General features: G+C 70.3%; 22 protein-coding genes. 11 read left to right on the top strand and 11 right to left on the bottom strand.

Features of this window, described 5'->3' with window-relative positions; translation table 11 throughout:
• Positions 1-55 precede the first annotated feature (55 nt).
• Positions 56-889: a universal stress protein gene (locus ABEA43_RS22605; RefSeq protein ID WP_345564583.1), complete on the top strand. Its 834-nt coding sequence runs from the start codon at positions 56-58 to the stop codon at positions 887-889.
• A gap of 73 nt (positions 890-962) precedes the next feature.
• On the opposite strand, the gene ABEA43_RS22610 is transcribed toward ABEA43_RS22605, so the two are convergent.
• Entirely contained in the window at positions 963-1,556 is a 594-nt protein-coding gene (locus ABEA43_RS22610) for a sigma-70 family RNA polymerase sigma factor (protein ID WP_345564584.1), read from the bottom strand.
• A 544-nt stretch (positions 1,557-2,100) separates the two neighbouring features.
• A complete protein-coding gene (locus ABEA43_RS22615) occupies positions 2,101-2,889 on the bottom strand; it encodes a hypothetical protein (protein ID WP_345564585.1) in 789 nt (262 codons plus the stop codon).
• Positions 2,890-3,356: 467 nt separating this feature from the next.
• On the opposite strand from ABEA43_RS22615, the gene ABEA43_RS22620 reads away from it, so the two are divergent.
• Entirely contained in the window at positions 3,357-3,731 is a 375-nt protein-coding gene (locus tag ABEA43_RS22620) for a TetR/AcrR family transcriptional regulator (protein ID WP_345564586.1), read from the top strand.
• A gap of 37 nt (positions 3,732-3,768) precedes the next feature.
• On the opposite strand, the gene ABEA43_RS22625 is transcribed toward ABEA43_RS22620, so the two are convergent.
• From ABEA43_RS22625 to ABEA43_RS22655, 7 genes are all read right to left on the bottom strand, one after another.
• Positions 3,769-5,619, bottom strand: a complete 1,851-nt coding sequence (locus tag ABEA43_RS22625; protein ID WP_345564588.1) for a caspase, EACC1-associated type — start codon at positions 5,617-5,619, stop codon at positions 3,769-3,771.
• 3 nt (positions 5,620-5,622) lie between these two features.
• On the bottom strand, positions 5,623-5,982 hold the full coding sequence (locus ABEA43_RS22630; RefSeq protein ID WP_345564589.1) for an effector-associated constant component EACC1: 360 nt from the start codon (positions 5,980-5,982) through the stop codon (positions 5,623-5,625).
• Between the two features lie 257 nt (positions 5,983-6,239).
• Positions 6,240-6,887 carry a CBS domain-containing protein gene (locus ABEA43_RS22635; RefSeq protein WP_345564591.1) on the bottom strand — a complete coding sequence of 216 codons (648 nt, stop codon included), beginning with the start codon at positions 6,885-6,887 and terminating at the stop codon, positions 6,240-6,242.
• Positions 6,888-7,283: 396 nt separating this feature from the next.
• The gene (locus tag ABEA43_RS22640; protein WP_345564593.1) at positions 7,284-8,936 is read right to left on the bottom strand and encodes an NAD(P)-binding protein; all 1,653 of its coding nucleotides are present in this window, start codon (positions 8,934-8,936) and stop codon (positions 7,284-7,286) included.
• A gap of 2 nt (positions 8,937-8,938) precedes the next feature.
• Positions 8,939-9,916: a thiamine pyrophosphate-dependent enzyme gene (locus ABEA43_RS22645; protein WP_345564595.1), complete on the bottom strand. Its 978-nt coding sequence runs from the start codon at positions 9,914-9,916 to the stop codon at positions 8,939-8,941.
• A 1-nt stretch (position 9,917) separates the two neighbouring features.
• Complete coding sequence (locus tag ABEA43_RS22650; protein ID WP_345564597.1) at positions 9,918-11,168, bottom strand: transketolase C-terminal domain-containing protein; 1,251 nt, start codon at positions 11,166-11,168, stop codon at positions 9,918-9,920.
• A complete protein-coding gene (locus tag ABEA43_RS22655) occupies positions 11,161-11,703 on the bottom strand; it encodes a 2-oxoacid:acceptor oxidoreductase family protein (protein WP_345564599.1) in 543 nt (180 codons plus the stop codon). Before ABEA43_RS22655 ends, ABEA43_RS22650 begins: the two co-directional genes overlap by 8 nt.
• Before the next feature lie 134 nt (positions 11,704-11,837).
• Between ABEA43_RS22655 and ABEA43_RS22660 the strand changes: the two genes are divergently transcribed.
• The 6 genes from ABEA43_RS22660 to ABEA43_RS22685 all read left to right on the top strand — a co-directional run bounded on the left by ABEA43_RS22660 (position 11,838) and on the right by ABEA43_RS22685 (position 17,482).
• Positions 11,838-12,911, top strand: coding sequence for a Rossmann-fold NAD(P)-binding domain-containing protein (locus ABEA43_RS22660; RefSeq protein WP_345564600.1), 1,074 nt, complete (start codon positions 11,838-11,840; stop codon positions 12,909-12,911).
• On the top strand, positions 12,908-13,216 hold the full coding sequence (locus ABEA43_RS22665; protein ID WP_345564602.1) for an NAD(P) transhydrogenase subunit alpha part 2: 309 nt from the start codon (positions 12,908-12,910) through the stop codon (positions 13,214-13,216). Before ABEA43_RS22660 ends, ABEA43_RS22665 begins: the two co-directional genes overlap by 4 nt.
• A gap of 1 nt (position 13,217) precedes the next feature.
• Positions 13,218-14,615 carry an NAD(P)(+) transhydrogenase (Re/Si-specific) subunit beta gene (locus ABEA43_RS22670; RefSeq protein ID WP_345564604.1) on the top strand — a complete coding sequence of 466 codons (1,398 nt, stop codon included), beginning with the start codon at positions 13,218-13,220 and terminating at the stop codon, positions 14,613-14,615.
• A 122-nt stretch (positions 14,616-14,737) separates the two neighbouring features.
• A complete protein-coding gene (locus ABEA43_RS22675) occupies positions 14,738-15,238 on the top strand; it encodes an ATP-binding protein (RefSeq protein WP_345564606.1) in 501 nt (166 codons plus the stop codon).
• A gap of 48 nt (positions 15,239-15,286) precedes the next feature.
• Positions 15,287-15,724, top strand: a complete 438-nt coding sequence (locus tag ABEA43_RS22680; protein ID WP_345564608.1) for a pyridoxamine 5'-phosphate oxidase family protein — start codon at positions 15,287-15,289, stop codon at positions 15,722-15,724.
• Between the two features lie 63 nt (positions 15,725-15,787).
• A complete protein-coding gene (locus ABEA43_RS22685) occupies positions 15,788-17,482 on the top strand; it encodes a sensor histidine kinase (protein WP_345564610.1) in 1,695 nt (564 codons plus the stop codon).
• A 132-nt stretch (positions 17,483-17,614) separates the two neighbouring features.
• Here the strand turns inward: ABEA43_RS22685 and ABEA43_RS22690 are convergent, their stop codons facing one another.
• Together ABEA43_RS22690 and ABEA43_RS22695 are read right to left on the bottom strand one after the other, a co-directional pair.
• Positions 17,615-17,956, bottom strand: a complete 342-nt coding sequence (locus ABEA43_RS22690) for a hypothetical protein (RefSeq protein ID WP_345564612.1) — start codon at positions 17,954-17,956, stop codon at positions 17,615-17,617.
• A gap of 74 nt (positions 17,957-18,030) precedes the next feature.
• A complete protein-coding gene (locus ABEA43_RS22695) occupies positions 18,031-19,530 on the bottom strand; it encodes an NsdA family TPR-like regulatory protein (protein ID WP_345564614.1) in 1,500 nt (499 codons plus the stop codon).
• Between the two features lie 286 nt (positions 19,531-19,816).
• Here ABEA43_RS22695 and ABEA43_RS22700 point away from each other — a divergent pair, with 286 nt between their 5' ends.
• The 3 genes from ABEA43_RS22700 (at position 19,817) to ABEA43_RS22710 (ending at position 24,100) form a co-directional block, all read left to right on the top strand.
• The gene (locus ABEA43_RS22700) at positions 19,817-20,995 is read left to right on the top strand and encodes a polyprenyl synthetase family protein (RefSeq protein ID WP_345564616.1); all 1,179 of its coding nucleotides are present in this window, start codon (positions 19,817-19,819) and stop codon (positions 20,993-20,995) included.
• Positions 20,996-21,056: 61 nt separating this feature from the next.
• Entirely contained in the window at positions 21,057-22,043 is a 987-nt protein-coding gene (gene ispH, locus ABEA43_RS22705) for a 4-hydroxy-3-methylbut-2-enyl diphosphate reductase (protein ID WP_425570345.1), read from the top strand.
• A gap of 50 nt (positions 22,044-22,093) precedes the next feature.
• Positions 22,094-24,100: a 1-deoxy-D-xylulose-5-phosphate synthase gene (locus ABEA43_RS22710; RefSeq protein WP_345564620.1), complete on the top strand. Its 2,007-nt coding sequence runs from the start codon at positions 22,094-22,096 to the stop codon at positions 24,098-24,100.
• Positions 24,101-24,206 lie beyond the last annotated feature (106 nt).

Consider the following 24,206-nt stretch of genomic DNA (forward strand, 5'->3'; position numbering starts at 1 on the left):
CGCGCCCGTGTCCGAAGCTGGAAGTGCGAGATCCGAACGGTTGAGGAGATGTGTGATGGCCAGTCAGATCGTGGTCGGCGTGGACGGGTCCGCCCCGGCCAACGCGGCGGTGGAGTGGGCGGCGGCCGACGCCGGACGGCGCGGGCTGGACCTGCGGCTCGTGCACGTGTGCGAGCAGTGGCCGCACAGCGAGGGCACCGAGTACTGTGCAGGCGCGCTGGCGGCCGCCGCCGACCGGGCACACGAGCACGCCGACGGCGTCAAGGTGACGACGGACCTGCGGACCGGGAACGTCGTCGACGAGCTGATCGGCGAGTCCGTGACGGCCGACAGCCTGGTGCTGGGCAGCCGGGGACTCGGCGGGTTCACCGGGATGGTGCTCGGCTCGGTGAGCATCGCAGTGGCCGGACACGCTGCGGGACCGGTCGTCGTCGTCCGCGCACCCGGCCTGGCGGAGCAGGGCCGCGTCGTGGTCGGCTACGACGGCTCCGACGACGCGCGGGCGGCCATGGAGTACGCCGTCGAGCAGGCCAGGAGGCGCAAGGCCGAGCTGCACGTGGTCACGGCCTGGCAGGTGCCGTCCTTCTCCCCGTACGCCGTCGCCTACAGCAGCCTGATCGAGCAGGTCATGCGGGAGGAGCCGCGGAGAGCACGTGCGCTGGTCGAGCCCTGGCGTACGAGCAACCCGGACCTCGTCATCACCGATGAGCAACCCTGTGAACACCCGGTCGCCGCCCTGACCCGGGCGGCCGGGACCGCCGACCTCATCGTGGTGGGCTCGCGCGGACTGGGCGGCTTCGCCTCGGCGCTGCTCGGCTCGGTCGGCCACGCCGTGCTGCACCACGCGACCTGCCCCGTCGCCGTGGTCAGGCCGAAGGAGAAGCCATGACCGTCGAACACGTCCGCGACCTGCTGGACCCCGCTCGCAGGGCGGAGAGGCCAGGGGCTGCAGCTGCGGCTGATCAGCTCGACGATCCATTGCTCTGGGAGGCGCAGGGGCATGGTCCCTCGGCTCGGACCTCGCGTACGTCACCGCGGGTATCCATCGCGATCTGGCAGCAGCTCAGCAGCAGCTCGCGCAGTCGGCCACGGGCCCGCTGGATGCGCGATTTCATTCCCGACACCGAGACGCCCAGCCGTCGTGCGGCCTCGACCTGCGTCAACCTGTCGTACTCCACCAAGGCGATCGCCTGGCGATCGCGCTCGGACAATCGCCCCAGAAGCGGTACGAGGCACCCTGTGAGGGTGGAGAGGGCGCCGCGTTCCGGCGTTCCAGAGTCCAGGCTGCGCTCGGTGGCCACGCGGGCGTGCAGGTGGCCGGTACGGGACAGCGCATGCTGATGGTCGGCGATCGTGTTGCGAGTCACCTGGTAAATCCAGGCCTCCAGGCGCTGCTCGTCGCGGAGTCCGCCGATGCCTTGGCTGATCTTTATGAACACCTCTTGGACGATGTCCTCGGCGTCTTGGTGGCTGTCCGCCCTGGAGGTAACGAAGGCGAGCAGCCGCGCGCGCATCGCGCGCCAGGCCCCTATCAGGTCATGGGTCTGGGTCGGCACCGTGCAGGATCCTTTCCTGGGAGTGAGGGGCCGGATGAGTCCCGGCCGCCGAGCACTACTAGCAACCACGAGTGGCCGGTGTCTCGCACGGGAACGCCGTGGCCTCCATGGTCATCTTCTTCGAACGGTGAACTTGTCGCTATGTAGACGTCGCCGCTCCAAGATGGACGCACTTTCAACTCATCATTTAGATGAACTTCTAAGTTGGCAACCATCTAACTGTGGATGCAGTCTGACGAGGGTCGAAGAGCGGCTCGATCCCCGTGTGCTGTGGGGTCGATCGCTACGGCCCCTCTTGTCGATCAGATGGGGAGTCGAACAGCTGCTTCAGCTCCGACGCCTAGGCCGTGATGACCGGTCGACGATCTTGTGACCAGATATCAGGTCACAAGATCTGCTGGTCGGCCTCGCCCGCGAGGGACTCGTGCGCGGGGCCGGAGCCCGCGATCGACCGGGAAGCCGACGGGCCCCGGCTTGACAATCGTGTTCCACCAGTGCCGCCGGCCGCTGATGGCGGTCGGCCTGGCCGTGTGCGCTGGTGGGGTTAGTCGCGGTTCACGTTCTCGCAGTCGCCCGAGACGGCCGGGTCGATGGTGTCCACCTCGATCGTGTCCACGCCGGTGCCGCAGCTCAGGTCGGCCTTGTCCTTGGCGCCGTCGTTGGCGAGGATGAGGTCGACTCCGCCGCCGCCGCGCAGGGCGTCCGCGCCTAGAAGGCCATTGATCCGGTTGGGACTGTTGTTGCCGCGCAGCGAGTCGTCGTGGTTGGTGCCGGTCAGGTTTTCGACGGTCGCCGTGATGTTGTCGTCGTCGGTGCCGAGACGTCCGTCGCCGGCGCCGGGGCCCATGTCGACGAGGACGCCGGAGCTGCTGCCCGAGTAGTCGGCGTGGTCGACGTCCTCGCCGCCGTCGAACTGGGCCTTGGTCCCGACGGAAGTGGACGCCCCGAGATAGGTGTCGTCACCCTTCTGGCCCAGGATGAACGTGCGGATGGAGGTCTGGATCGTGACGCGGTCGTTGCCACCTGCCATGAGGAGCGTGATGTGGGGCACGGCGTCCGAGCCGGTGCAGGTGACCTTTTTGTCGGTGTTGTCGTCGGCTGTGCAGCCCGTTCCGGTGCCGAGGGGCGCGTTGGCCGTGATGGTGACGTACTTGCCGCCGCCGGTCGCCGTGATGGTGTCGCTCAGGTCGACGCCGACAAAGCGCACCTCGTTGGCGCTGGTGATTTGCACAATCGAGGAGGCGGCCTGGCCGGGCAGGCCGGCGGTGCCGACCAGGGCGGTGGAGACGGCGGCGAGTAACGAGAGGCGGGCGAGATGCTTGCTGGTGCGCATGTGAGATCCTTTATGTGAGGTCGGAGTTGTTCTCGTCTTTCCTGGGAGTGAGGGACCGGATGAGTTCCCGGCCCCCCACCGAGCGCTGCTAGCAACCGCACGTGGCCGGTGTCTCGCTCAGGGCCGCCGCGGCCCCCTCGTCGCAACATTCGGCCTTGGCCTCGGGCAGGCAGCAGGTCGCCTGGGTTTCGGGGCTGCAGCAGATGTCCATGGTCATCTCCTTCGAACGGCGAACTTGTCGCTATGTAGACGGCGCCGCTCCAAGATGGACGCACTTTCGACGCCTGCTGCTCCGGCCTTGCCGCGCCACTCACCCCCAAGCAGGCCACGCCGATATGACCACCGCGTTCAAGGCGCCCGGCGACCCGTTCGGTTGCGACTGCTGTCGTTGATCGCCTCCCAGCCCGCACGGGTGTGCGCCTCGATGCGGAGCGGCTGAGGCGCCGAGGCAAAGGTGGGCTGGTGGCGTGCGACCGCATCGCCTGGCTCTTCGCGAGCGCAACCGACTGGCCGCCGTGCAGCACATCATCGACACCGCGATGGACTCGTTCGACGAGCGCGGCTATGGGGAGGTCACGGTGGAGCAGATCGCCGCGGCTGCCGGCGTCTCACCACGCACCTTCTACCGCTACTTCGGCTCCAAGGAAGGACTGTTCACGACCGACCCGTACGCGACCATCGGCATCGACCAGATGGAGCGCCACATCGACGTGAACGACCTGCCCGCGACACTCCAGCGGATCACCGCCTCCATCGCCGACCCACTATGTCGCCGAGGCGCTGGCGGCGCTGCGCCAGGTGCCGTAGACCGCACCCCGCGGCCGTGCCCGCGCACCAGGTGACGAAGCTGTCCCAACTCCGTCGGCAGGCCTTGCCGGCTCACCCCGTCCGCCAGATCTTGACGTCGCCGTACGCCCGGACGGTGGCGAAGGTGCCACGGTCCTGGCTGAACGCCACGCTGCCCGCATACTTGGCGACCCTGCGGCGGGCAGCGACGTCGAAGACATGGGCGACGTCCGGCTCACCGCAACTGGCGAGATACCGCCCGTCAGGGCTGAAGGTCAGGCCATTGATCTTCTTGTGGCCGTCGCGCAGCGTCCCCACAAGTTTTCTGCTGCGCGCGTTCCACAGGCTGATCGTCGAGTCGCCGGCGGCGATCGCCAGCAGCTTGCTGTCCGGGCTGAACGCCACTCCCCAGACGCCGTCGAGCGTGCCGTCGAGCTTGCCGGCGAGGCGGCGCGTGCCCAGGTCCCAGAGGTAGACCCAATGGTCGGCGCTGCCGGCGGCGAGCAGCTTGCCGTCCGGGCTGACGGCCAGCGACCAGATCAAGCCGTTGTCGGTACGCAGGGTGGCGATCGTGCGCTGCCTGGCCACGTCCCACAGGAAGACGTTCCTGTCGTTGCCGCCGGTGGCCAGCGTTCTGCCGTCGGGGAGGAAGGCGGCGGCCCAGGCGCCGATGGCATGCGTCGCGCGGAGTGGGAGCCAGCGGCGGCCCGGCACGCTCCAGAGACGGATGGTCTGATCCTCCTCTCCCCATATGGCGATGGTCTCGCCGTCGGGGCTGAACTTGGCGGGACGGACCCTTCGCGGTGCGCCGGGGAGCGTGATCGAGGACTTGCGGCCGGTGGTCATGTCATGCAGGAGCATTCTGCGATCCGTCGCGCTGATGGCGAGGGTTCGTCCGTCGGGGCTGAAGGACGCGGCGTCGAAGGAGCCGGCGACGGTATCGACGTTTCTGGGGGCCGTCGTGTTGGCAGGGGTCGAGGCTTTTGCGGGAGTTCGTGCTGTGGCCGTCGTGAGGGTCGGTGCCGCTTGCGAGGCGCTCGGCGGGGGCTGCCGGTGCGGGGACGGGTCCGGGCGCAGGTTCCAGGCGGCGAGGGCCGCGACGGCGAGGACGGGAATGACGCTCAGTCGCATGGCACGGCGGCGCGGTGGCCTCGTCGCCAGGGCCGGTGAAGGGGACGCATGATGGCCGCTCCCCGGGACGGCCCGGTTGAGGGTGAGGCCCATGAGCTGCGCGTCCCGCGTCAGCCGTCGCTCCGGGGTGGACAGCCCGGCCGCCCGCATGCGAGAGCGTAAGGCCCGGTAGAGGTCCTCGACGGTGAGGATCTCGCCGCCGTCCTCGACGCCCTCCCACAACAGCCGGAGCAGGCGCCCGCTGAACGCCGTGTGCTTCTCCCCGGCAACGATCAGCGCTTTCTCGCTCTGCCCCGCCGACGTCAATACATAAGTGCCTTCGATATCCAGCTCGGCCAGCAGGCTGTGCCGCACCGGCGCCATGGACTGCGAGAGAACGCGGCCGGAGAAACAGCAGTCCAAGACGATGACTTTCACGCGGGCAGGGCTGTGCAGCACCGCATCGCGTAGTTTCTCATACTCCAGGGCGGAGAACTCCGGGGCGCCGAGGCGCGTGCCGGGGAGCGAAAGATAGAGGTCGTGCTTCCGCCCGCTGATTAATCCGTGGCCGACGTAATAAACGAGCAGGAGACTTTCGGCGGCACGGCTGGCGGCGAAGATCTGATCGCCGGCCTTCTCCAGGCTCGGGGCGTCGAGGAGTGTGACGCAGTGCCGGTCGGGCACCACGCCCACGCCCGCGCGCGGGTCGGTGAAGAACGCCCGTAAGTCTCGGACGGTCGCGCTCACGGCGGGCAGATCGGGAAGCTCGGCGTCGGTGTAACGGCTGCTTCCGATCAGGACGACACGCGACCGCTCCGGGTCGGCCACCTGCACGTTTCACTCCCCGAACGGCACGGACAGCGTCTCACGCAGCAGCCGCTCCAAACGCTTGGCGTCCACGTGCTTGGCGTCGACGTCGATCGTCGTGCCGCCCTCGGTGCGGATCCGGACGCGTACGTCGGACCTGTGCGGCTGGGCGAGCCACGCTTTGAGTGAGGCGGCCAGGGCGGTGAGCGCACCGCCGGAAGAGACGGCGACCAGGGCGGTCTCGGCCAGTCCGCCCATCTCGCCAGGCGCCGGGGCGGCGGCGGGTAAGCGTACTCGACCCACCAGCGCGCTTTCTCCTGACAGCCAATCAACCAATGACTCAAGATCACCGATGTCGTCGCCACTGTCTATGGTGAGGGAAATGTCCACAACGGTCCCTTCGCGTTGAGGTAGGCGAAGCTACCACAGTGGCCACAGAACGCGCGGCATACTCCTAATTATCAGCATTCGCGCCAGAATAACCAGCCAGCAACAAATGGGCCATGATTCCAGGCCGAAATTCGGCCTGGAATGGTGAAGGGTTTTCGGATGCTCGGGCAGCGTGGCAAGAGCGGCGGCGAGGCTCTGATCGTCGGTTTGCCGCCGAAGCCTGCCGGACGACGATGCCACCCTGGACGGAAATGCCTTCAGGGGATGCAGTGGCGCACGCTCACGACGCCGTCCACGCTCCCGGCCAGGTGGAGAGCCATGCTGGGCTGGCTGCGCTCAGGGAAGGCCCCGCGGAAAGTGACGGCACCGCCGGACACCGTGACGCTTATGCCCAGCTCGTCGGCACGAACCGCCTCCTTGACCAGGGCCAGGAGATGCTGATCGGAGCGGAGGAAGACCTTGATGAGGTCGTGGCGGCTGACGATGCCGATGAGCCTGCCATTGGCATCGACGACAGGCAGGCGTTTGACGCCCTGGCGGTCCATGTGCCGGGCGGCCGTCACGATGGATGCATCGGGAAGGGTCACGTGGGCGGGTGAGGTCATCAGCTCGCCGGCGGTTTCGCCGAGGGACTTACGGTGGCGATTGCCCTCGCTACCGGCGCTGTGCCGGATACGGGAGCGCAGCGGAGGCCGGTAGTCGTCGCCGTAGTAGCAACCCTTGAACTCCTCCTTGGCCAGCAGGTCGGTTTCGGAGACGACGCCCACGACGTGACCGTCGTCGTCCAGCACCGGCACGGCGCTGACGCCCTTTTCGATGAGCAGCTCCGCCACAGCATGGAACGACACCTGCTGATCGACAGCGGCCACGTCGGTGGTCATCACGTCCCGCACGGTGCTCTTCATAGGAATCTCCTCAGAGATCGGACGCTGCTGAGTTCTCACCCTCATCACAACGTCCGACGGCCGACGAGCGTAGGGCCGGAGGTCCCAGACCACCCTGGCCATATGTCAACAACGAGCCACAAGGCCTGAGCGCCGGACCACTTCGTCGTCAAATCCGGAGCTCGCGTTCGCTACGAGGGTTCGAGCGGGTGGGCCGCGGTCCGAACGGCTTCGATCGCGGCGTCGGACGACAGCCACGCCAGGATCTCCGCGGCGGTCCCGGTCGCCGTGAACGAGCAGGGCGGGAGCGCGCACGGCCCGGATCGCCCGCCGGTGGGACGAGCCCGGCAGCTCAGCACCGGTCCGTTCGGTGAGCAGGCGGCGGCGCCCCGCCGCGCCCGGGACTTCCGGCCATGTTCAGGTGATCTCGGGGACCATCTCGATCGCGCCCGAAGGACACTCTGACACGCACAGCCCGCACCCCTTGCAGAAGTCGAGGTCGATCTCGTAGCGCAGACCGGGTCCCAGCTTCATCACCGCGTTGTCGGGGCAGACGCCGTAGCAGTTGTCGCATTCGAAGCAGTTGCCGCACGAGAGACAGCGCCGCGCCTCGAACAGCGCCGTCGCCTCGTCCAGGCCGCGCTCCACCTCGTCGAAGGTGGTCATGCGGCGCGCCAGGTCGAGCTTCGGGCGGACGGTGGCGGGCGCGTCACTGTAGTACCAGGTGTTGAGCAGGTCGAAGTCGGCGAGCGGGTGCCGGGCGCCGGGGGAGTAGGAGCCGCCGCGCAGCCATGCGTCGATGTGCCTGGCCGCCTTCTTGCCGTGCCCTACGGCCACCGTCACCGTGCGTTCGGCGGGCACCATGTCGCCTCCGGCGAACACGCCGGGGCAGCCGGTCATCATGTTCTGGCCGACCTTGACCACGCCCTGCTCCTCCTCGATCCCGGGTAGCCCGGCCAGCAGCGACAGATCGGCCTCCTGGCCCAGCGCCAGCACGACCGAGTCGGCGGCCAGCTCCTCGAACTCGCCCGTCGGCCGCGGGAATCCGGTCTCGTCGAGCCGCATCCGCTCGATGGTGATGCTCTGGCCGTCGGCGTGGGCGATCGTGGACAGCCACTTCATGCGCACGCCTTCCTCGGCGGCCTCGGCGACCTCGCTGTCGTGAGCGGGCATCCGATCGCGGGTACGCCGGTAGACGACGACCGCGTCGGACGCTCCCAGGCGCCTGGCGGTCCTGGCGGCGTCCATGGCGGTGTTTCCGCCGCCGTAGACCACGACCCGGCGGCCCAGCAAGGGAGGAGTCGTATCGTCCGTGCCGCTGTCGTCAAGGGCGCGGTCCTCCAAGCCGTGCAGGACAGAGACCGCGTCGAGGATGCGGGCGGAATCGCCGGCCGGGATGTAGGCGCGCTTGCCGATGTGCGCGCCCACGGCCAGGAACGCCGCGTCGAAACCGCGCATCGCCTTGGCCAGGTCGGTGACGGTGGTGTTGAGCTCCAGCTGCACGCCCATGCTCAGGATCCGGCCGATCTCGGCGTCCAGGACGTGCCGCGACAGCCGGTAACGGGGGATGCCGAAGCGCATCATGCCGCCGGGCGCGGAGGCGGAGTCGATGACGGTGACCTCGTGCCCGAGCCTTGTCAGGTGGTAGGCAGCCGAGAGCCCTGCCGGACCCGCCCCGATCACCAGCACCCGGCGGCCGGACGGTTCGGCGGTGACGGGCATCGTCCAGCCCTGCTTAATGGCCTCGTCGCCGAGGAAGCGCTCGACGGAGTTGACGCCCACCGCCTCGTCCAGCTTGCCGCGGTTGCAGGCGGTCTCGCAGGGCCGGTAGCAGACCCGCCCCATGATCGCGGGGAACGGGTTGTCCTCCATGATCTGCCGCCAGGCCGCCTCATAGGACGGCTCCTCGGCCAGGCCGAGCCAGCGCTGGATGTTCTCACCGGCGGGACAGGCGGCGTTGCACGGCGGCATGCGGTCCACGTACACGGCCCGTTCCGTGCGCCAGGCGCCCGTCTTGTTGGCCTGGCTGCTGCCGGCCCCCAAGGTGATGGCGAAGGGCTTGTCGTCCATGGTCATTCCACCAATCCGAAGCGGCGGACGTTGCGGTCCGCCGAGTCCTGGATGCGGGCGATGACGTCGGTCTTCGGCGGGTCCCCGAACAGATGGGCGTAGCGGCCCTGCAGCCTGAGGTAGTCATCGACGGGAACCCGGCGCCTGATCTTCGTCACTCCGGTGATGTCGCCGCGCTCGGCCTCGAAGACGGGGAACAGCCCGGATTCGGTGGCGAGCCTGGCCACGCGGATCGTGTCGCAGGCCGCGGTGACCCAGCCGAGCGGGCAGGGGACCAGGATGTGCAGGTACCGGGCGCCGCGGAACTCCATCGCGCGCCGCACCTTGTACTCCAGGTCGCGCAGGTCGGCGACGGTCGCGGTGGCGACGTACGGGATCTCGTGGGCCATCGCGATGAGAGGCGCGTTCTTGCCCTGCCCGAAGGCCTGCCCGGGCAGCGGGGTGGTGGCCGTGCGCGCCGCGGGCGGTGTCGCGCCCGAGCGCTGCACGCCCGTGTTCATGTAGGCCTGGTTGTCGTAGCAGATGTAGAGCACGTCGTCGTCGCGCTCGAACATGCCCGACAGGCAGGCGAAGCCGATGTCGACGGTGCCGCCGTCGCCGCCCTGGCCCACCACCCGCACGTCCGTGCGGCCCTTGGCTTTGAGCGCCGCCGCGACCCCGGTGGCCACCGCGGGCGCGTTGCCGAACAGCGAGTGAATCCAGGACACCTGCCAGGCCGTCTCCGGATAAGGCGTGGAGAACACCTCCAGGCAGCCCGTCGCGTTCACCGCGATGAGCCGGCCGGCGGTGGCCGAGATCGCCGCGTCGATGGCGTACCGCGCGCCGAGCGCCTCCCCGCAGCCCCGGCAGGCACGATGCCCGGAGGTCAGGGCGTTGCCGCGATCGGGGGCGGCCTGTACCGCGCGCTGTTCGGGCGGCAGCAGCCGGTTGCCCACGGCGAAACTGCCGACCTGGTAGAACTTGGTGCGTTGCGCGGGCATGTCAGCCACCTCCGGCTAGGTCGCGCAGCATGTTCTCGGCGCTCGGGCCCGACCTGCGCCGCCGCGCGGCGCGCGCCAGCTCCCTGGCGACCAGCGCCTCGTCCAGGTCGAGGAAGGTCAACGGGCCGAGGTCCGCCTTGGCGAGCAGGTCGTGCAGCGACGCCTTGGTCACCGGCCGCCCGCCCAGACCCGCCACGACGGTGTGGATCTCGGCGTCCGGCAGAGCGGCGCGCACGTCGGCCGAGACGATGCCGCCCACGCCGGTGGCGAAGGCCCGTTCGAGCACCACGACGCGCCGGGTCCCGCCGAGCAGCGCGCGCACCGCCTCGAACGGGAAGGGGCGGAACGTGGTCAGCGTCGCGGCGCCGATGGCGGAGCCCGCGTCGCGCAGCTCGTCCACCACGTCCTTGACCGTGCCGAGCACCGATCCCAGAGCCAGCACCACCGTGTCGGCACCGGTGTCGTCCCCGCGGCCGGGGCCGCCGGTCCGGTAGCCGCGTACGAGCCCGCCGGAGGAGCGGCCGAAGGCCCGCTCGAAGCCGGCGGCGAGCGACGGGATGTGCTCCAGCGCCTGCAGATGCCGTGCGTGCGCCAGGTACCGCACCTCGGTGAACGCCTCCGGCCCGACCATCGCGCCGATCGAGGCGGGGTCGTCGGGGTCGAGCACCTGGCGCGGCTCGTACGAGGGCAGGAACGCGTCCACCTGCTCCTGCGAGGGCAGGTCCACACGCTCGAAGGCGTGCGTCAGCACGAACCCGTCCATGCACACCATGACGGGCAGCGACAGTTCCTCGGCCAGCGCGAACGCCTGGACGTGCAGGTCCACGGCCTCCTGGTTGGTCTCGGCGTAGAGCTGGATCCAGCCCGAGTCACGCTGCGACATCGAGTCGCTGTGGTCGTTCCAGATGTTGATGGGGGCGCCGATCGCGCGGTTGGCCACGGTCATCACGATCGGCAGCCCGAGCCCCGAGGCGTTGTACAGCGCCTCGGCCATGTAGAGCAGGCCCTGGCTGGCGGTCGCGGTGTAGGTGCGCGCGCCGGCCGCCGACGCGCCGATGCACGCCGACAGGGCGGCGAACTCCGACTCGACGTTCACGTACTCGCACGGCGTCAGCCTCTTGGCCGTCACCAGCCTGCTGAGCGCCTCGACGATGTGCGTCTGCGGGGAGATCGGATACGCGCAGATCACCTCGGGCCGGCACAGCGCGATCGTCTCGGCGACGGCCTGCGAACCTTCCATCTGCCTAAGCACGGACGGCCTCCCTCAGATAGGAGCAGGCCTCGGACGCCGCGGCGACGTTCCGCTCGGCCACCGGGCCGGGGAACGTGGCCCGGATCGCGGCGAGCACGGACTCCAGCGACAGCACGCCGGTGAGCGCGCAGAACGCGCCGAGCAGCGCCGCGTTGGGCACCGGCCGGCCGACGTGGCGCAGCGCGATCTCCGAGGCGGGGACGGTCCATCCGGTGAGGCCCAGCTCATCGGCCGGCCGGGTGGAATTGATCAGCACATGGCCGTGCGGCCGGAGCCCGGCCAGCACGTCGATCTGCCGGAGCAGGGTGGCGTCCTGCACGATGACGGCGTCCGGCTCGGTGATCGGCTCGCGCAGGCGGATCGGCTTGTCGGAGATCCGGCAGAACGACACCACAGGCGCGCCCGTCCGTTCCGACCCGAATGTGGGAAACGCTTGGGCGTATCTGTCCTCCAGGAAGGCGGCCACCGACAGCAGCTCCGCCGCGGTGACGACGCCCTGGCCGCCCCGCCCGTGGATACGCGTCTGGAACTCCATGTTCCCGGTGTAGCCCGGGGGCGGGACGGGCTGGAGGGCCGAACGTCCTGGATGCCGGGACTTTCGGCTCTCATGCCGTTCGGTACCGCCGCCGGATCATCGAAGGGATGAACACTCGCGGAGAGGGGTGTCCCATGCTCAGCATCGGGATCGTCAAGGAGAGCGCCGCCGGCGAGCGCCGGGTCGCGATCACGCCCGACCTGGTGCCGCGGCTGCGGGCCGCGGGCCTGCGCGTACTGGCCGAAGCCGGCGCGGGCGCCGCCGCGTGGTTCCCGGACAGCTTGTACGGCGAGGCGGGCGCGGAGATCGTCCAGGATGTGTACGGCGCGGATATCCTCGCCTGTGTGGACCGTCCGCCGATCGAGCGGCTGCGCGCGGGCCACCTCATCATCGGCCTGCTCAACCCCGACCTGGCCTACATCCGAGAGCTCACCGCCAGAGGTGTCACGGCCGTCAGCCTGGACCGGGTGCCCCGCACGCTCAGCGCCGCCCAGCCGATGGATGCCCTCACCTCGCAGGAGAGCGTGGCCGGCTACCGGGCGGCCATCCTGGCCGCGCAGACCTACGAACGCTTCTTCCCGCTGCTGGTCACGGCCGCCGGGACCGCGCCGCCGGCCCGCGTGCTGGTGCTCGGCGCCGGGGTCGCGGGACTGTCCGCGATCGCCATGGCCAGGCGGCTCGGCGCCGTCGTCACAGGCCACGACATCAGGCCGGAGGCCAGGGACGAGATCGCCTCGCTCGGCGCGGCCGTACTGGATCTCGCCGGCGAGGATGATGGCGAGCACCGTGGGGAGGGCGGTTACGCGCGGGCGCTCGGCGAGAGCGAGCAGGAGACCGAACGCAGCGCGCTGGCCCGGCACGTGGCCCGCCAAGACGTGGTGATCACCGCCGCCCGGGCGCAGGGAGGACGGCCGCCCCTGCTCGTGAGCGAGATCGCCGTCAAGGACATGCGGCCCGGCTCCGTCGTCATCGACCTGGCCTGCGGAAACGTCGAAATCGCCAGGCCGGGGGAGACGGTCGTCACCGAGAACGGCGTCACGGTGATCGGCGCCCCGAACCTGCCCGCCACGATGCCTGCCGCCGCTTCGTCCGCTTATGCCAGAAACGTCGGTGCCTTCCTGGATCACGTGCTCCGCGACGGCGTGCCCGTCATCGACCTCACCGATCCGCTCCAGGCCGCCGTGACGATCGCCAGGGGTGCGGCATGAGTGTGCAAGCGTTCGCCGACCTGAGCGTGTTCGTCCTGAGCCTGCTGCTCGGCTTCGAGGTCATCGGGCGGGTGCCGACCACGCTGCACACGCCGCTGATGTCGGCGGCCAACTCGGTGCACGGCATCGTGCTGGCCGGGGCGCTGCTCATCGCGCTGAGCGCGGAGGGGGTCTTCGGCTACGCGCTGGTGTTCGTGACGGCGGCCTTCGCCGCGATGAACGTCGTGGGTGGCTACGTGGTGACCGACCGGATGCTGGAGATGTTCCGCCCCCGTTCTGGGCGCGCGAGCGGTGGGGAGCGATGAGATGGACGTCTTCGACGTCGTGATCCGGCTGGTCTACCTCGCCGTCGCGACCTGCTTCGTGCTCGGCCTGCATCTGATGAACTCTCCGGTCACCGCCCGGCGCGGCAACCTCCTGTCGGCCGTGGCGATGGCCGTCGCCGTCGTCGCCACAACGGTCGTGCTCGTCGAGGCCGGCACCGTGCGCCCCTGGGGGTGGATCTCGCTGGCCGCGGGAGCGGCGCTGGGGGCGGGCATCGGCCTGCTGCTGGCCCGCCGGGTGCTGATGACGGCGATGCCACAGCTCGTGAGCCTGTTCAACGCGGTCGGCGGCGGAGCCGCGGCGCTCATCGGCGTGCACGATTTCGCCGTGCATGCCGGCGGGCACAGCGCGTCGATCCCGGTCGTGCTGGACGTGCTGATCGGCGCGGTGACGTTCTCCGGCTCCCTCGTCGCGGCCGGGAAGCTGCAGGGCCTGGTGCCGGGCCGCCCGCTCGTCTTTCCCGGCGTACGCCTGCTGACCCAGGCGCTGGCCCTGGTCATGGTGGCCGCCTCCATCCTGCTGCTGATCGGCGGCGGTGGCGCGGCGGCGCTGGCGGTGCTGGGCATTGCCTCGCTGGCCTTCGGCGTGATCATGGTGCTGCCGATCGGCGGAGCGGACATGCCGGTGGTGATCTCGCTGCTCAACGCGTTCACCGGCACGGCCGTCGCCATGGCGGGCTTCGCGCTGGGCAACGCAGTCCTCATCACGGCCGGCGCGCTCGTCGGCGCCTCCGGCGCCATCCTCACCAAGCTGATGGCCGACGCCATGAACCGCTCACTCGCCAACATCGTCATCGGCGGCTTCGGCACCGGCGACGAGCTCGCCGCGGGCCCGTCCGGGCAGGGGCGGGTCAGGTCGCTGTCTGCCGACGACGCCGCCATCCAGCTCGCCTACGCCGCCAAGGTCGTCGTCGTCCCCGGCTACGGCCTGGCCGCAGCCCAGGCGCAGCACCAGCTCCACGACCTGGCCCAGCTTCTGGAACAGCGCGGCGTCCGCGTTTCCTATGCCGTCCACCCGGTGGCCGGGCGCATGCCGGGTCACATGAACGTGCTGCTGGCCGAGGCCGGCGTGCCCTACTCGCAGCTGGCCGACATGGACGACGCCAACGACGCCATGCCACAGACCGACGTGGCCCTCGTCGTCGGCGCCAACGACGTCGTCAACCCGGCCGCCCGTCGTCCCGGCACCGCCGTGTCGGGGATGCCCATCATCGACGCCGACCGTGCCAAGAGTGTGATCGTCATCAAGCGGTCGATGGGGCACGGGTACGCGGGCATCGACAACGAGCTCTACACCGGACCCAGGACCGGAATGTACTTCGCCGACGCAAAGAAGGCGCTGACCGAGATCACCGCGGCCGTCAAGGTGCTCGTCGGCTGAGCGGATGGGCCGAGTCTGATCTGCCGGCGTACGCTGACCCGGCCTTGAGCAGGACCAAAGCCCCAAGAGGCCGGGGACCATCGCCTCTGAGGGCTCGGCCCGTCGCGCCGGACGATGAAGGTATGAGCGGAAAAGTCGGTGGCACGGCTGGCGACGATGCGGCTCTCGGGCGAGATCTTGGGCCTGCCGCTGAGGGGAAGGCTGAGATCCTGCTCACTACGGACCTCGACGAGGACCGTCTGGCCTCTGCGCGACGCCGGATCTTACGCGCGGCGCGGGCGCAGGGGCTCGTGGGCGACCGGCTCGGCGACTTCGTGATGGCGGCGTACGAAGGGATCGTCAACGCGGTGGAGCACGGCGGCGGACGCGCCCGGCTCACCCTGTGGCGGAGCGGTGACGAGCTGGTGTGTGCGGTCGAGGACGCCGGACCAGGCATCCCGGCGTCCGTGCTGCACAGGACGGACTTCCCGCCGTCCGGCTCCCTCGGTGGCAGGGGCATCTGGCTCATGCGCCGCCTGACCGATGAGGCGGTCTTCACCATCGGCCCCGGCGGCACCGTCGTACGGCTTCGCATGCGGCTGCCCATTCGCGCTTCCACACCGAACTTCGCAGGACGGCAGTAGGGACGTTCGGCCCTAGTGCGAGCGCCGTCCCCTGGACAGGCTCGTACAATGATGTCCAGTACGACGAGCGGGCGCACTGCCCCGCAACGGCGCAATCTCAAAGAGCTGTCCGAGGCCGAATCCCTGCGGCGGCTCGCCAGTGTTCCGTTCGGACGGATCGTGTTCACCCGGCATGCCCTGCCGGCCATCCGGCCGGTGAATCACGTGGTCGTCGACGGGCGGATCGTTCTGCGGTCCGGGTCTGGGACGATCATCAGCGCCGAGGTCGCGTCCTGGGACGCGGTGGTGGCGTACGAAGCGGATGAGCTGGATGCCGGCCGGCGGCTGGGCTGGAGCGTGGTGGTCACGGGCGTCGCGCGACTGGTGGCCGATCCCGAAGAGGCGGCCCGGCTGAGAGAGCTCGTGCACCCGTGGGTGGAAGGCGAGATGGACCAGGTCATCAGCATCCGCCCGGAGTTTGTCACCGGCTTCGAACTGGTGCCTTGACAACCATCACAACGGATCTCCTCCATATAGGCGTGGTGATCCGTTGGTGCGACACTGAGCCGCATGGAGAGTGAGCGCCGGCCGCTGATGCCGCACATGCGACTCGATGAGTTGCTGGCCGAACTGCAGGTACGCCTCAACGCCGTGCTGGCCACCCGTGACCGTGTGCATGCGCTGCTGGAGGCGGTCGTTTCGGTCGGCAGTGATCTCGATCTGGAGACGGTGCTGCGCCGTATCGTGGCCACGGCGACCACTCTGGTGGACGCGAGCTACGGCGCGCTCGGCGTGGTGGGGGAGGGGCACACGCTCCTGCAGTTCATCCCGGTGGGGCTGAGCGAGGAGGAGATCGCCAGGATTGAGCATTGGCCTCATGGGCTGGGCCTGCTCGGTCTGTTGATCAAGGACGCGCAGCCGCTGCGGCTGAGTCGCATTTCCGATCACCCTGAGTCGCACGGATTCCCGCCGGGGCATCCGCCGATGGGCACGTTCCTGGGTGTTCCGGTGCGGGTGCGTGATGAGGTGTTCGGCAATCTGTACTTGACGGAGAAGCGGGGCGGCGGCGACTTCGACGACGAGGACGAGGCGGTGGTGATCGCCCTGGCCACGGCCGCCGGTGTCGCGGTCGAGAACGCCCGGCTGTATGAGGAGTCACGGCGCCGGGAGACATGGCTGCAGGCGTCGTCGGAGGTGACCACGAGTTTGCTGTCCGGTGCCGACCCACGCGAGGTGCTCGCCGTGGTGGCCGCCCGGGCCCGCCGGATGAGCGACGCCGATCTGGTTCTGGTGCTGTTGCTCGACGCATCGAAGCAGGCCCTGACCGTAGAGGTCGCAGAGGACGACGGAGAGCTGGACCTGGTCGGGACGGTCTTTGACATTTCGGGCACGCTCGCCGGCGAGGTCTTCACGCGGGGCGAGCCCCTGTCCGAGCCGGACATACAGAACGCACCGTACCCGTCCTCACCTCTTCAACAGCAGGGCTACGGGCCGGTTCTGATCATCCCGCTGGGCGTGCCGTCGGCGGTCCGAGGGGTGCTGCTGCTGGCCAAGCGGAGCGGCCGGATGCCGTTCAGCGGCGCGGACCAGCAGGTCCTGCACGCGTTCGCGGGCCAAGCGGCGATCGCGCTGGAGCTGGCGGAGACCCGCAAGGACGCCGAGCGGCTGAGCCTGCTGGAGGAGCGGGACCGGATCGCGAAGGACCTGCACGACGTGGTCATCCAGCGCCTGTTCGCGAGCGCGATGACGCTGATGAGCACGGTCCGCCTGGTGGAGCATCCAGAGGCCGCCAAGCGGCTGCAGCACACCATCGATGAGCTCGACGATACGATCCGGCAGGTCCGCTCGTCCATCTTCGCCCTCCAGGGTCCGCTCGACGAGCCCGCCCCGGGGGTGCGCGGGCAGATCGTGGAGCTGGTGGAGGGCGCGGGTAGCCACCTGGGCTTCGCCCCGGGTCTGCGCATGGAGGGGCAGATCGACACCCTCGTGCCCCAGTCCGTGGCCGAGCATCTGCTGGCCGTGCTGCGTGAGGCCCTGTCCAACGTGGTGCGCCACTCGCATGCGCGCCGAGCGGACGTCTCCGTCGAGGTCGCGACCGGTCAGCTCACCCTCGTGGTGACCGACAACGGTGTGGGGGTGAGCGAGGCCGGACGGCGCAGCGGCCTGCGTAACATCGAGGACCGCGCCGTCCGCCTGGGTGGGACCGCAGCGCTGGAGACGCCAGAAGGGGGCGGGACCCGCCTGCGCTGGCGCGTTCCTTTGTGAGCGTCAACCTCGGCGCGGCCGCACGCGAGACCTTCCGCCGGCTGCGATGGCGATGGCGATGGCCCGCGATAGATGAGCCAACTTGCTCTCCGCATAACCCCTCGACACCTCCGATAAGGCACCCCGGGAACCTCACTCTGCCGCCATGCCGAAGGGGCCTGCTGCGCTATTGCGGGTAGATCCACCCGCGTATCCGTGTTTTACGAGACGCCTTTCTCGCAGCGGTTTCTGCGCCTGCCCGTCGGCCGTGCGCCGCGCCAGTTTCAGATCGATGAGCGCTGACCAGATCTCGCCGGACCGTTCCAATGCCCGTTCTGCCACATCCCGATCGAGCCGAGGCCCTGCTTCGCCGTAGTGGGACGGGTGGGCCAGCGGCACCAGTGCCGCGCGCGCCCGCGGCGTTCTTCTCAGGGATCGCACCAACACCTGCAGCGGGTGGATCCGCTCGATCACGTCCCGCTCGCCGGCTGCCACCGGCGCGATCAGTACGTCGAGCTGCGGGGTGTCGCCTGCATAGGACCGGGCCTGCTACACCGGGCCGGGTGGGCTCAGTCTGGCGAGCTTGGGGTCTTGCGCGGGGCCGTTGTTGAGGTGGTGAGGGTGGCGGCGTGGTGCAGCACGCTGGCGGCGGCGGAGGAGCGGGCATAGGGGCGCAGGCAGGCTCGCATGGTTCTCAAGGCGGTGATCGCACGGCCGCAGGAAAGGGCGGGGAACTCGTCGAGGAAGTGGTGCCAGGTGGTGGTGGCTTGGTCGAGGCGGCCGGCGCGGAGCTGGAGTTCGGCCAGGCGGGCCAGCAGGATGGCGCGGGAGCGGCGTTCGGTGGCGGGCCGGTGGCGTAGTGAGGTGTGCAGGGCGCGGATGGCGCCGGTGAGGTCGCCGAGCAGGTAGCGGACCTCGGCTTCCTCGGCGGCCAGGGCGGCGTGGTCGTAGACGCCGATGAGCGGTGCGGCCTGGCCTTTTGTGGTGGCAGAGGTGGAGGAGACGTGTTCGAGGCGGCGTTCGGCCGCAGTCAGAGCGGCTAAGGCGCGGGTACGGTCGCCGTAGGCGGCGTAGGCGACGGCCAGTTGCCCGGATAATAACGCGCGGCGGGCTGCGGAGAGGGCGTGGCGGCTGGTGGCCACCGCCTGTTCGGCGAGTTGCAGGGCCTGGGAGTGGTGTCCCAGGGCGAGGGCCTGGGCGGACATGCCCCGTAAGGTGAGTGCGTAGGCGGCCGGGTCGGCGTTCTCGACGGCCATCTGCAGGGCGGCTAAATAATAACGCTGCGCTAGAGGATGGGCTTCGTCGTCGAAGCACATGAAGGCGCACATGTAGACCAGCTCGGTGGCGCTGGTCAGCAGTCGTCGCCGCAGCGCTGGGCCGAGTCCGGCGTCGAGCTTGGGGATCAGGTCGCGCGCCAGATAGAGGCCCAGTGGTCGGCGGGTGAGCCCGCCGCCGTGGGTGCGGTCGGCGGCGGCGAACACCTGGGCGATCGCCTCGGCGCCCTGGGCGTCGGCTGGTCCGATCGGGGTGCGCCGGTGGGGCATGCCGGGGGCGGGGTGGAGGAGCAACCGGTCTGTGGCGTGGGTCCAGGAGGGCACCGCCAATGCGGTGACGTTGTAGGCGGCGCCAGTTCCGGTGCGGGGGGCCGACGTCGCCTGCATGGTGGCGAGTGCCGCCAGTTCGGCGCTCACGTCCTTGACGCCGTCGGCGGGTGACGCAGCGTGCGGCGAGGTGTGCGCAGGCGGGCATAAGTCGTCCAGGCCCAGGTCGGCTGGGGCGAGGGGGCGAGCCAGGCGGCGGGTGAGGGCTTCGGCGAGCAGGTCGGGTGCCGGGGGCCGCGGGCGGGTGCCGGCCAGCCAGTGCGCCACCGTGGTGCGGTCGTAGCGGGTTGCGGCGCCGGCTTCGGCGCCGACCGCGTTGACAGCGTCGGCCAGTTGCTGCCCGGTCCAGTCGGCTTCGGCCAGCAGGCTGCGCAGGCGCCGGTTCGGCCGTCGGCCGCCTCCGTCGTCATCGCCTCCGCTGTCATCGCCTCCGCCAGCGCTGGTGTCATGAGGGGTGTCGGCGGCCATGTGATTTCAAATCACCCAAATTCGCGAAACGAAGCGTATCTGAGTAGTTACACTCCGAATTCACGTTTGGTGCTCTAAGCATCTTCACGCTTACGAGCCACTGTGGCGCACCGTACGCGGGGGCTTGGAGGGCGGTCTTTCAACGCTGGCCCGCTATTCAACATCCCGACCGGTTTTGGCGCGTTCCAGCCTCTTCGGCGCGGACACGTGATGAGGAAAGCGCAGAGCCCCAGGCCCCACCGGCGGGTGAGCGTCGGCGGGCAACAGCCACGATCAGGGATCGATCATGACTACTGAACGCAGCGAGAAGCTCAGCATCGCCATGCCTGGCTGTTCGGCGCCCGACCGTCCCGATGCCGAGTTGGCGGCCGCCGCAGCGATCACAAAGGCTGCGGCCGCGGACCGCGCCGGTGCCGTACAGGCGCCGCAGGCCCCGAATACGAGAACCGCGCGTGGCGCCGACCGGATTCTGGGCGAGGCCCGGCGGATGGTCGAGCCTGCGCACCGGGCCGTCGTCGCGCAGCTCGACGGGCCGTTGCGGGAGGTGGCCGAGTACCACGCGGGCTGGCGGGAGATCGACGGCAGCCCGGCGCACGGGGGCGGCAAGGCGATCCGGTCGGCGCTGGCGCTGGCCTGCGCCCGCGCCGCCGCCGATCGCACCGCCGCGCGGAGCGCCGCGTTGGCCGCGCTGCCGGTCGGGGTGGCGGTGGAGCTGGTGCACGACTTCTCGATGCTGCACGACGACGTGATGGACGGCGATGTGACCCGCCGGCACCGGCCCGCCGCGTGGACCGTGTTCGGTGTCGGCGCCGCGGTGCTCGTGGGTGACGCGCTGCTGCTGTCGGCCATCCGGCACCTGGCGGCCAGCCCCGTCCAGCAGGGGGCCGGGGTGCTGGCGGCGACGGTGGTGGAGATGTGTGAAGGGCAGTGGGCCGATCTCGCCTTCGCCAGCCGCGCCGATGTCAGCCTGCCCGCGTGCCTGGCCATGGCCGAGGCCAAGACCGGCGCGCTGATGGGCGCCGCCTGCCAGCTGGGAGCGCTGGCCGCCGGGGCAGGACCGGGCGCCGCGCGCAGCTATCGCGTCTTCGGCCGGCAGCTGGGGCTGGCGTTCCAGCTCGTCGATGACCTGCTGGGCATCTGGGGAGATCCGCAGGTGACCGGCAAACCGGTCGGCGCTGATCTGGCGGTCCGCAAGAAATCGCTGCCCGTGGTGGCTGCGCTCGCCTCGGGTACCGAGGCCGCCGCGCGTCTGGCCCGCTTGTACGCCGGCCCCGGCGACTTGGACGAGGCGGCGGTGGCCCAGGCAGCCGACCTGGTCGAGGCCGCCGGCGGCCGGGCGTGGGCCCAAGCCGAGGCCGAGCGCTGCAGACAAGGCGCGCTCCACGCGCTGGCCGGCACCCGCCCCATGGGCGGCGCCGAGGAACTGGTCACGCTGGCCGCGCTGGTGACCGAAAGGAGCCACTGACATGACCGCCGATGCCCGCACCGATGCCTGCACCGATGCCTCACGCCCCGAGGGGCGGACGGTGCTGCTGGCCTCGCCCCGCTCGTTCTGCGCGGGCGTGGAGCGCGCGATCGAGATCGTGGAACGGCTGCTCGACCGGCACGCCGGCACCGGCCGGACCGTGTATGTGCGCAAGCAGATCGTGCACAACACCCATGTCGTCGCCGAGCTGGAACGGCGCGGCGCGGTGTTCGTCGACGAACTGGATGAGATCCCCGCCGACGTCCCGGACGGCAGCGTGGTTGTGTTCTCCGCGCATGGGGTTTCCCCAGCGGTCCGGGATCAGGCCGCCGAGCAGGCGTTGACGGTGGTGGACGCGACCTGTCCGCTGGTGACCAAGGTGCACGCCGAGGCCCGCCGGTTCGCCGCCCGCGGTGACACCATCGTGCTGATCGGCCACGCCGGGCACGAGGAGATCGACGGCACCCTCGGCGAGGCGCCCGAGCACACCGTGCTGGTGGAGACCGTCGCCGACGTGGCCGCTCTGCAGGTCCCCCAGCAGGTGCCCGACCCCGGGCGGGTCACCTACCTGACCCAGACGACCTTGGCGGTCGATGAGACCGCGGAAGTGATCGCGGCGCTCAGGGCGCGCTTCCCGGCCATCAAGGCCCCTCCTGAGGACGACATCTGCTACGCCACCACCAACCGCCAGCAGGCGCTGGCCGCCGTCGCCGAGCATGCGCAGGTGGTGCTGGTGGTGGGGTCGGCCAACTCCTCCAACTCGGTGCGGCTGGTGGAGACGGTACGGCGGCAAGGGGTGCCGGCCCATCTGATCGATGACGCCGCCGGGATCGACCCCGCCTGGCTGAACGGCTGCGGAAGAGTGGGAGTGACCGCCGGCGCCTCCGCCCCGGATCGTCTGGTGCAGGAGGTCGTCGACCGGCTGCGTACCCTCACCGGCGCCGGGGTCACCGTCACCGAGGTCGCCACCACCACCGAGACCATCCAGTTCGCCCTGCCCTCCCAGCTACGCCCGTCACGCCAGGACCCGCGGAAGGCCGATCGATGATGACGCGATTCCGCGCCGGCCTGCCCGCCGCTTCCCGGCACACCACCCGCATGTCAGCGTCTCCAGCCGCGTCTCCGGTCTCGGCCGCGTTGGAGGACCTCACCGGAGCGGAGGACCTGCGCGGCTTGGACGCCGGTCAGCTGGCCGAGCTGGCCGCCCGGATCCGCGCATTCCTGATCGACAAGGTGTGCGCCACTGGCGGGCACCTGGGAGTGAACCTGGGAGTGGTGGAGCTGACCCTGGCGCTGCACCGGGTGTTCGACTCGCCCCGTGATGTGCTGCTGTTCGACACCGGGCACCAGGCCTACGTCCACAAGATCCTCACTGGCCGGGCCGGCCGGTTCGACACCCTGCGCCAGGCCGGAGGACTGTCGGGCTACCCGTCACAGGCCGAATCGCCGCATGACTGGGTGGAGAACTCCCACGCCTCGACCGCGCTGTCGTATGCCGACGGCATCGCCAAAGCCCTCCACCTGCAAGGTGAGCTGAGCGGAGCCCGCGACGGGGTCACTGACGGGGCTATTGAGGGGACCGGTGCCGAACACGCCGGCGATGGCGGGCGGCGGGTGGTCGCCGTCATCGGCGACGGGGCGCTGACCGGCGGGCTGGCCTGGGAGGGGCTGAACAATCTGGCCGCCCGTCCTGAGCGGCCGGTCATCGTGGTGCTCAACGACAACGGCCGTTCCTACGCTGCCACCGTCGGCGGAATCGCCGCCCATCTGGCGGTGCTCCGCCAGCACGCGGGCGCGCGCGTGGGTGGGGCGCCGCCGGACGGCGCTCCACCGGCAGACAAGAACTTGTTCGAGCAGCTCGGCCTGGCCTACATCGGCCCTGTTGACGGCCACGACCTGGGCGCATTGGAACGGGCGCTGCACCACGCCGCTCGGCTGCGCCGCACCGTGGTGGTGCACGCGGTGACGCACAAGGGCCGCGGCTATCCGCCCGCCGAAGCCGACCAGGCCGACCACATGCACGGCATCGGCGTGCTGGATCCGGCGACCGGCGCCCCCGCGCGAGTGGCCACGGGCCCGTCCTGGACCAGCGTGTTCGGCCGGGAGATCACCCAGATCGCAGAGCGCCGCCGTGACGTGGTCGCCGTCACCGCGGCGATGCTCCACCCGGTGGGACTCACCGAGTTCGCCGAACGCTTCCCCGAGCGGGTGTTCGACGTCGGCATCGCCGAGCAGCAGGCCGTCTGTTCGGCCGCCGGGCTGGCGATGGCCGGCCTGCACCCAGTGGTGTGCGTGTACGCCACCTTCCTGAACCGCGCCTTCGACCAGGTCCTCATGGACGTCGCGCTGCACCGCCTGCCGGTCACCTTCGTCCTGGACCGCGCCGGGATCACCGGCCCGGACGGCGCCAGCCACCACGGCATGTGGGACCCGAGCGTCCTGGCGGTCGTCCCGGGCCTGCGCCTTTGCGCCCCCCGCGACCCGGCCCGGCTGCGCGAGCTGCTGAGCGAAGCCGTCGACGCCCGCGGACCGACCGTGCTGCGCTTCCCCAAGGCCACCGCCGGCACCGACATCGACGCGATCGGGCAGGTCGACGGCATCGACATCCTGTACTGCGGCGACCACCCGATGGACGTGCTCATCGTCTCCACCGGCACGCTGGCCGACCAGGCCCTGGCCGCGGCATGGCAGCTCAACGCCGACGGCATCGGCGTCACCGTCATTGACCCCCGCTGGGCGCTGCCCATTCCTGCCGCCGTGGTGCGCCTGACCGCTCGCCACCGCCTGGCCATCACCCTCGAGGACGCCACCCGAACCGGCGGCATCGGATCCGCCATCACCCAAGCATGCGCCGACGCCGGCGTGCCGACACCGGTCCGCAACCTGGGCCTGCCCCCCGATTTCCTGCCCGCCGGCGACCGCCGCCTCCTCCTGGAGCGCAGCGGCCTGACCGCCGACGCCATCGCTGCGACCGTCCTCGACAGCCTGCCCGCCGTCACCGCCCACACCCGCGACCGCCGCCCAGAGCGGTGGCCCGAACAGCAGCCTGCGCAGGGGCCGGAGCGCAGACGTGAGCCGCCGATCGATGCGGGCGGAGCACCCTGATGCGCGCGCCCCGGCCACGCGTGGTCATCGCCCGATCGACCGGATCCACCAGCACCACCGCTCCTGCCAGCACTCCACCAGAGAGCCCCCAACATGAGCCCTACCA

Origin of the sequence: Nonomuraea rosea, assembly GCF_039539705.1 — a bacterium.
Classification (GTDB): Bacteria; Actinomycetota; Actinomycetes; order Streptosporangiales; family Streptosporangiaceae; genus Nonomuraea; species Nonomuraea rosea.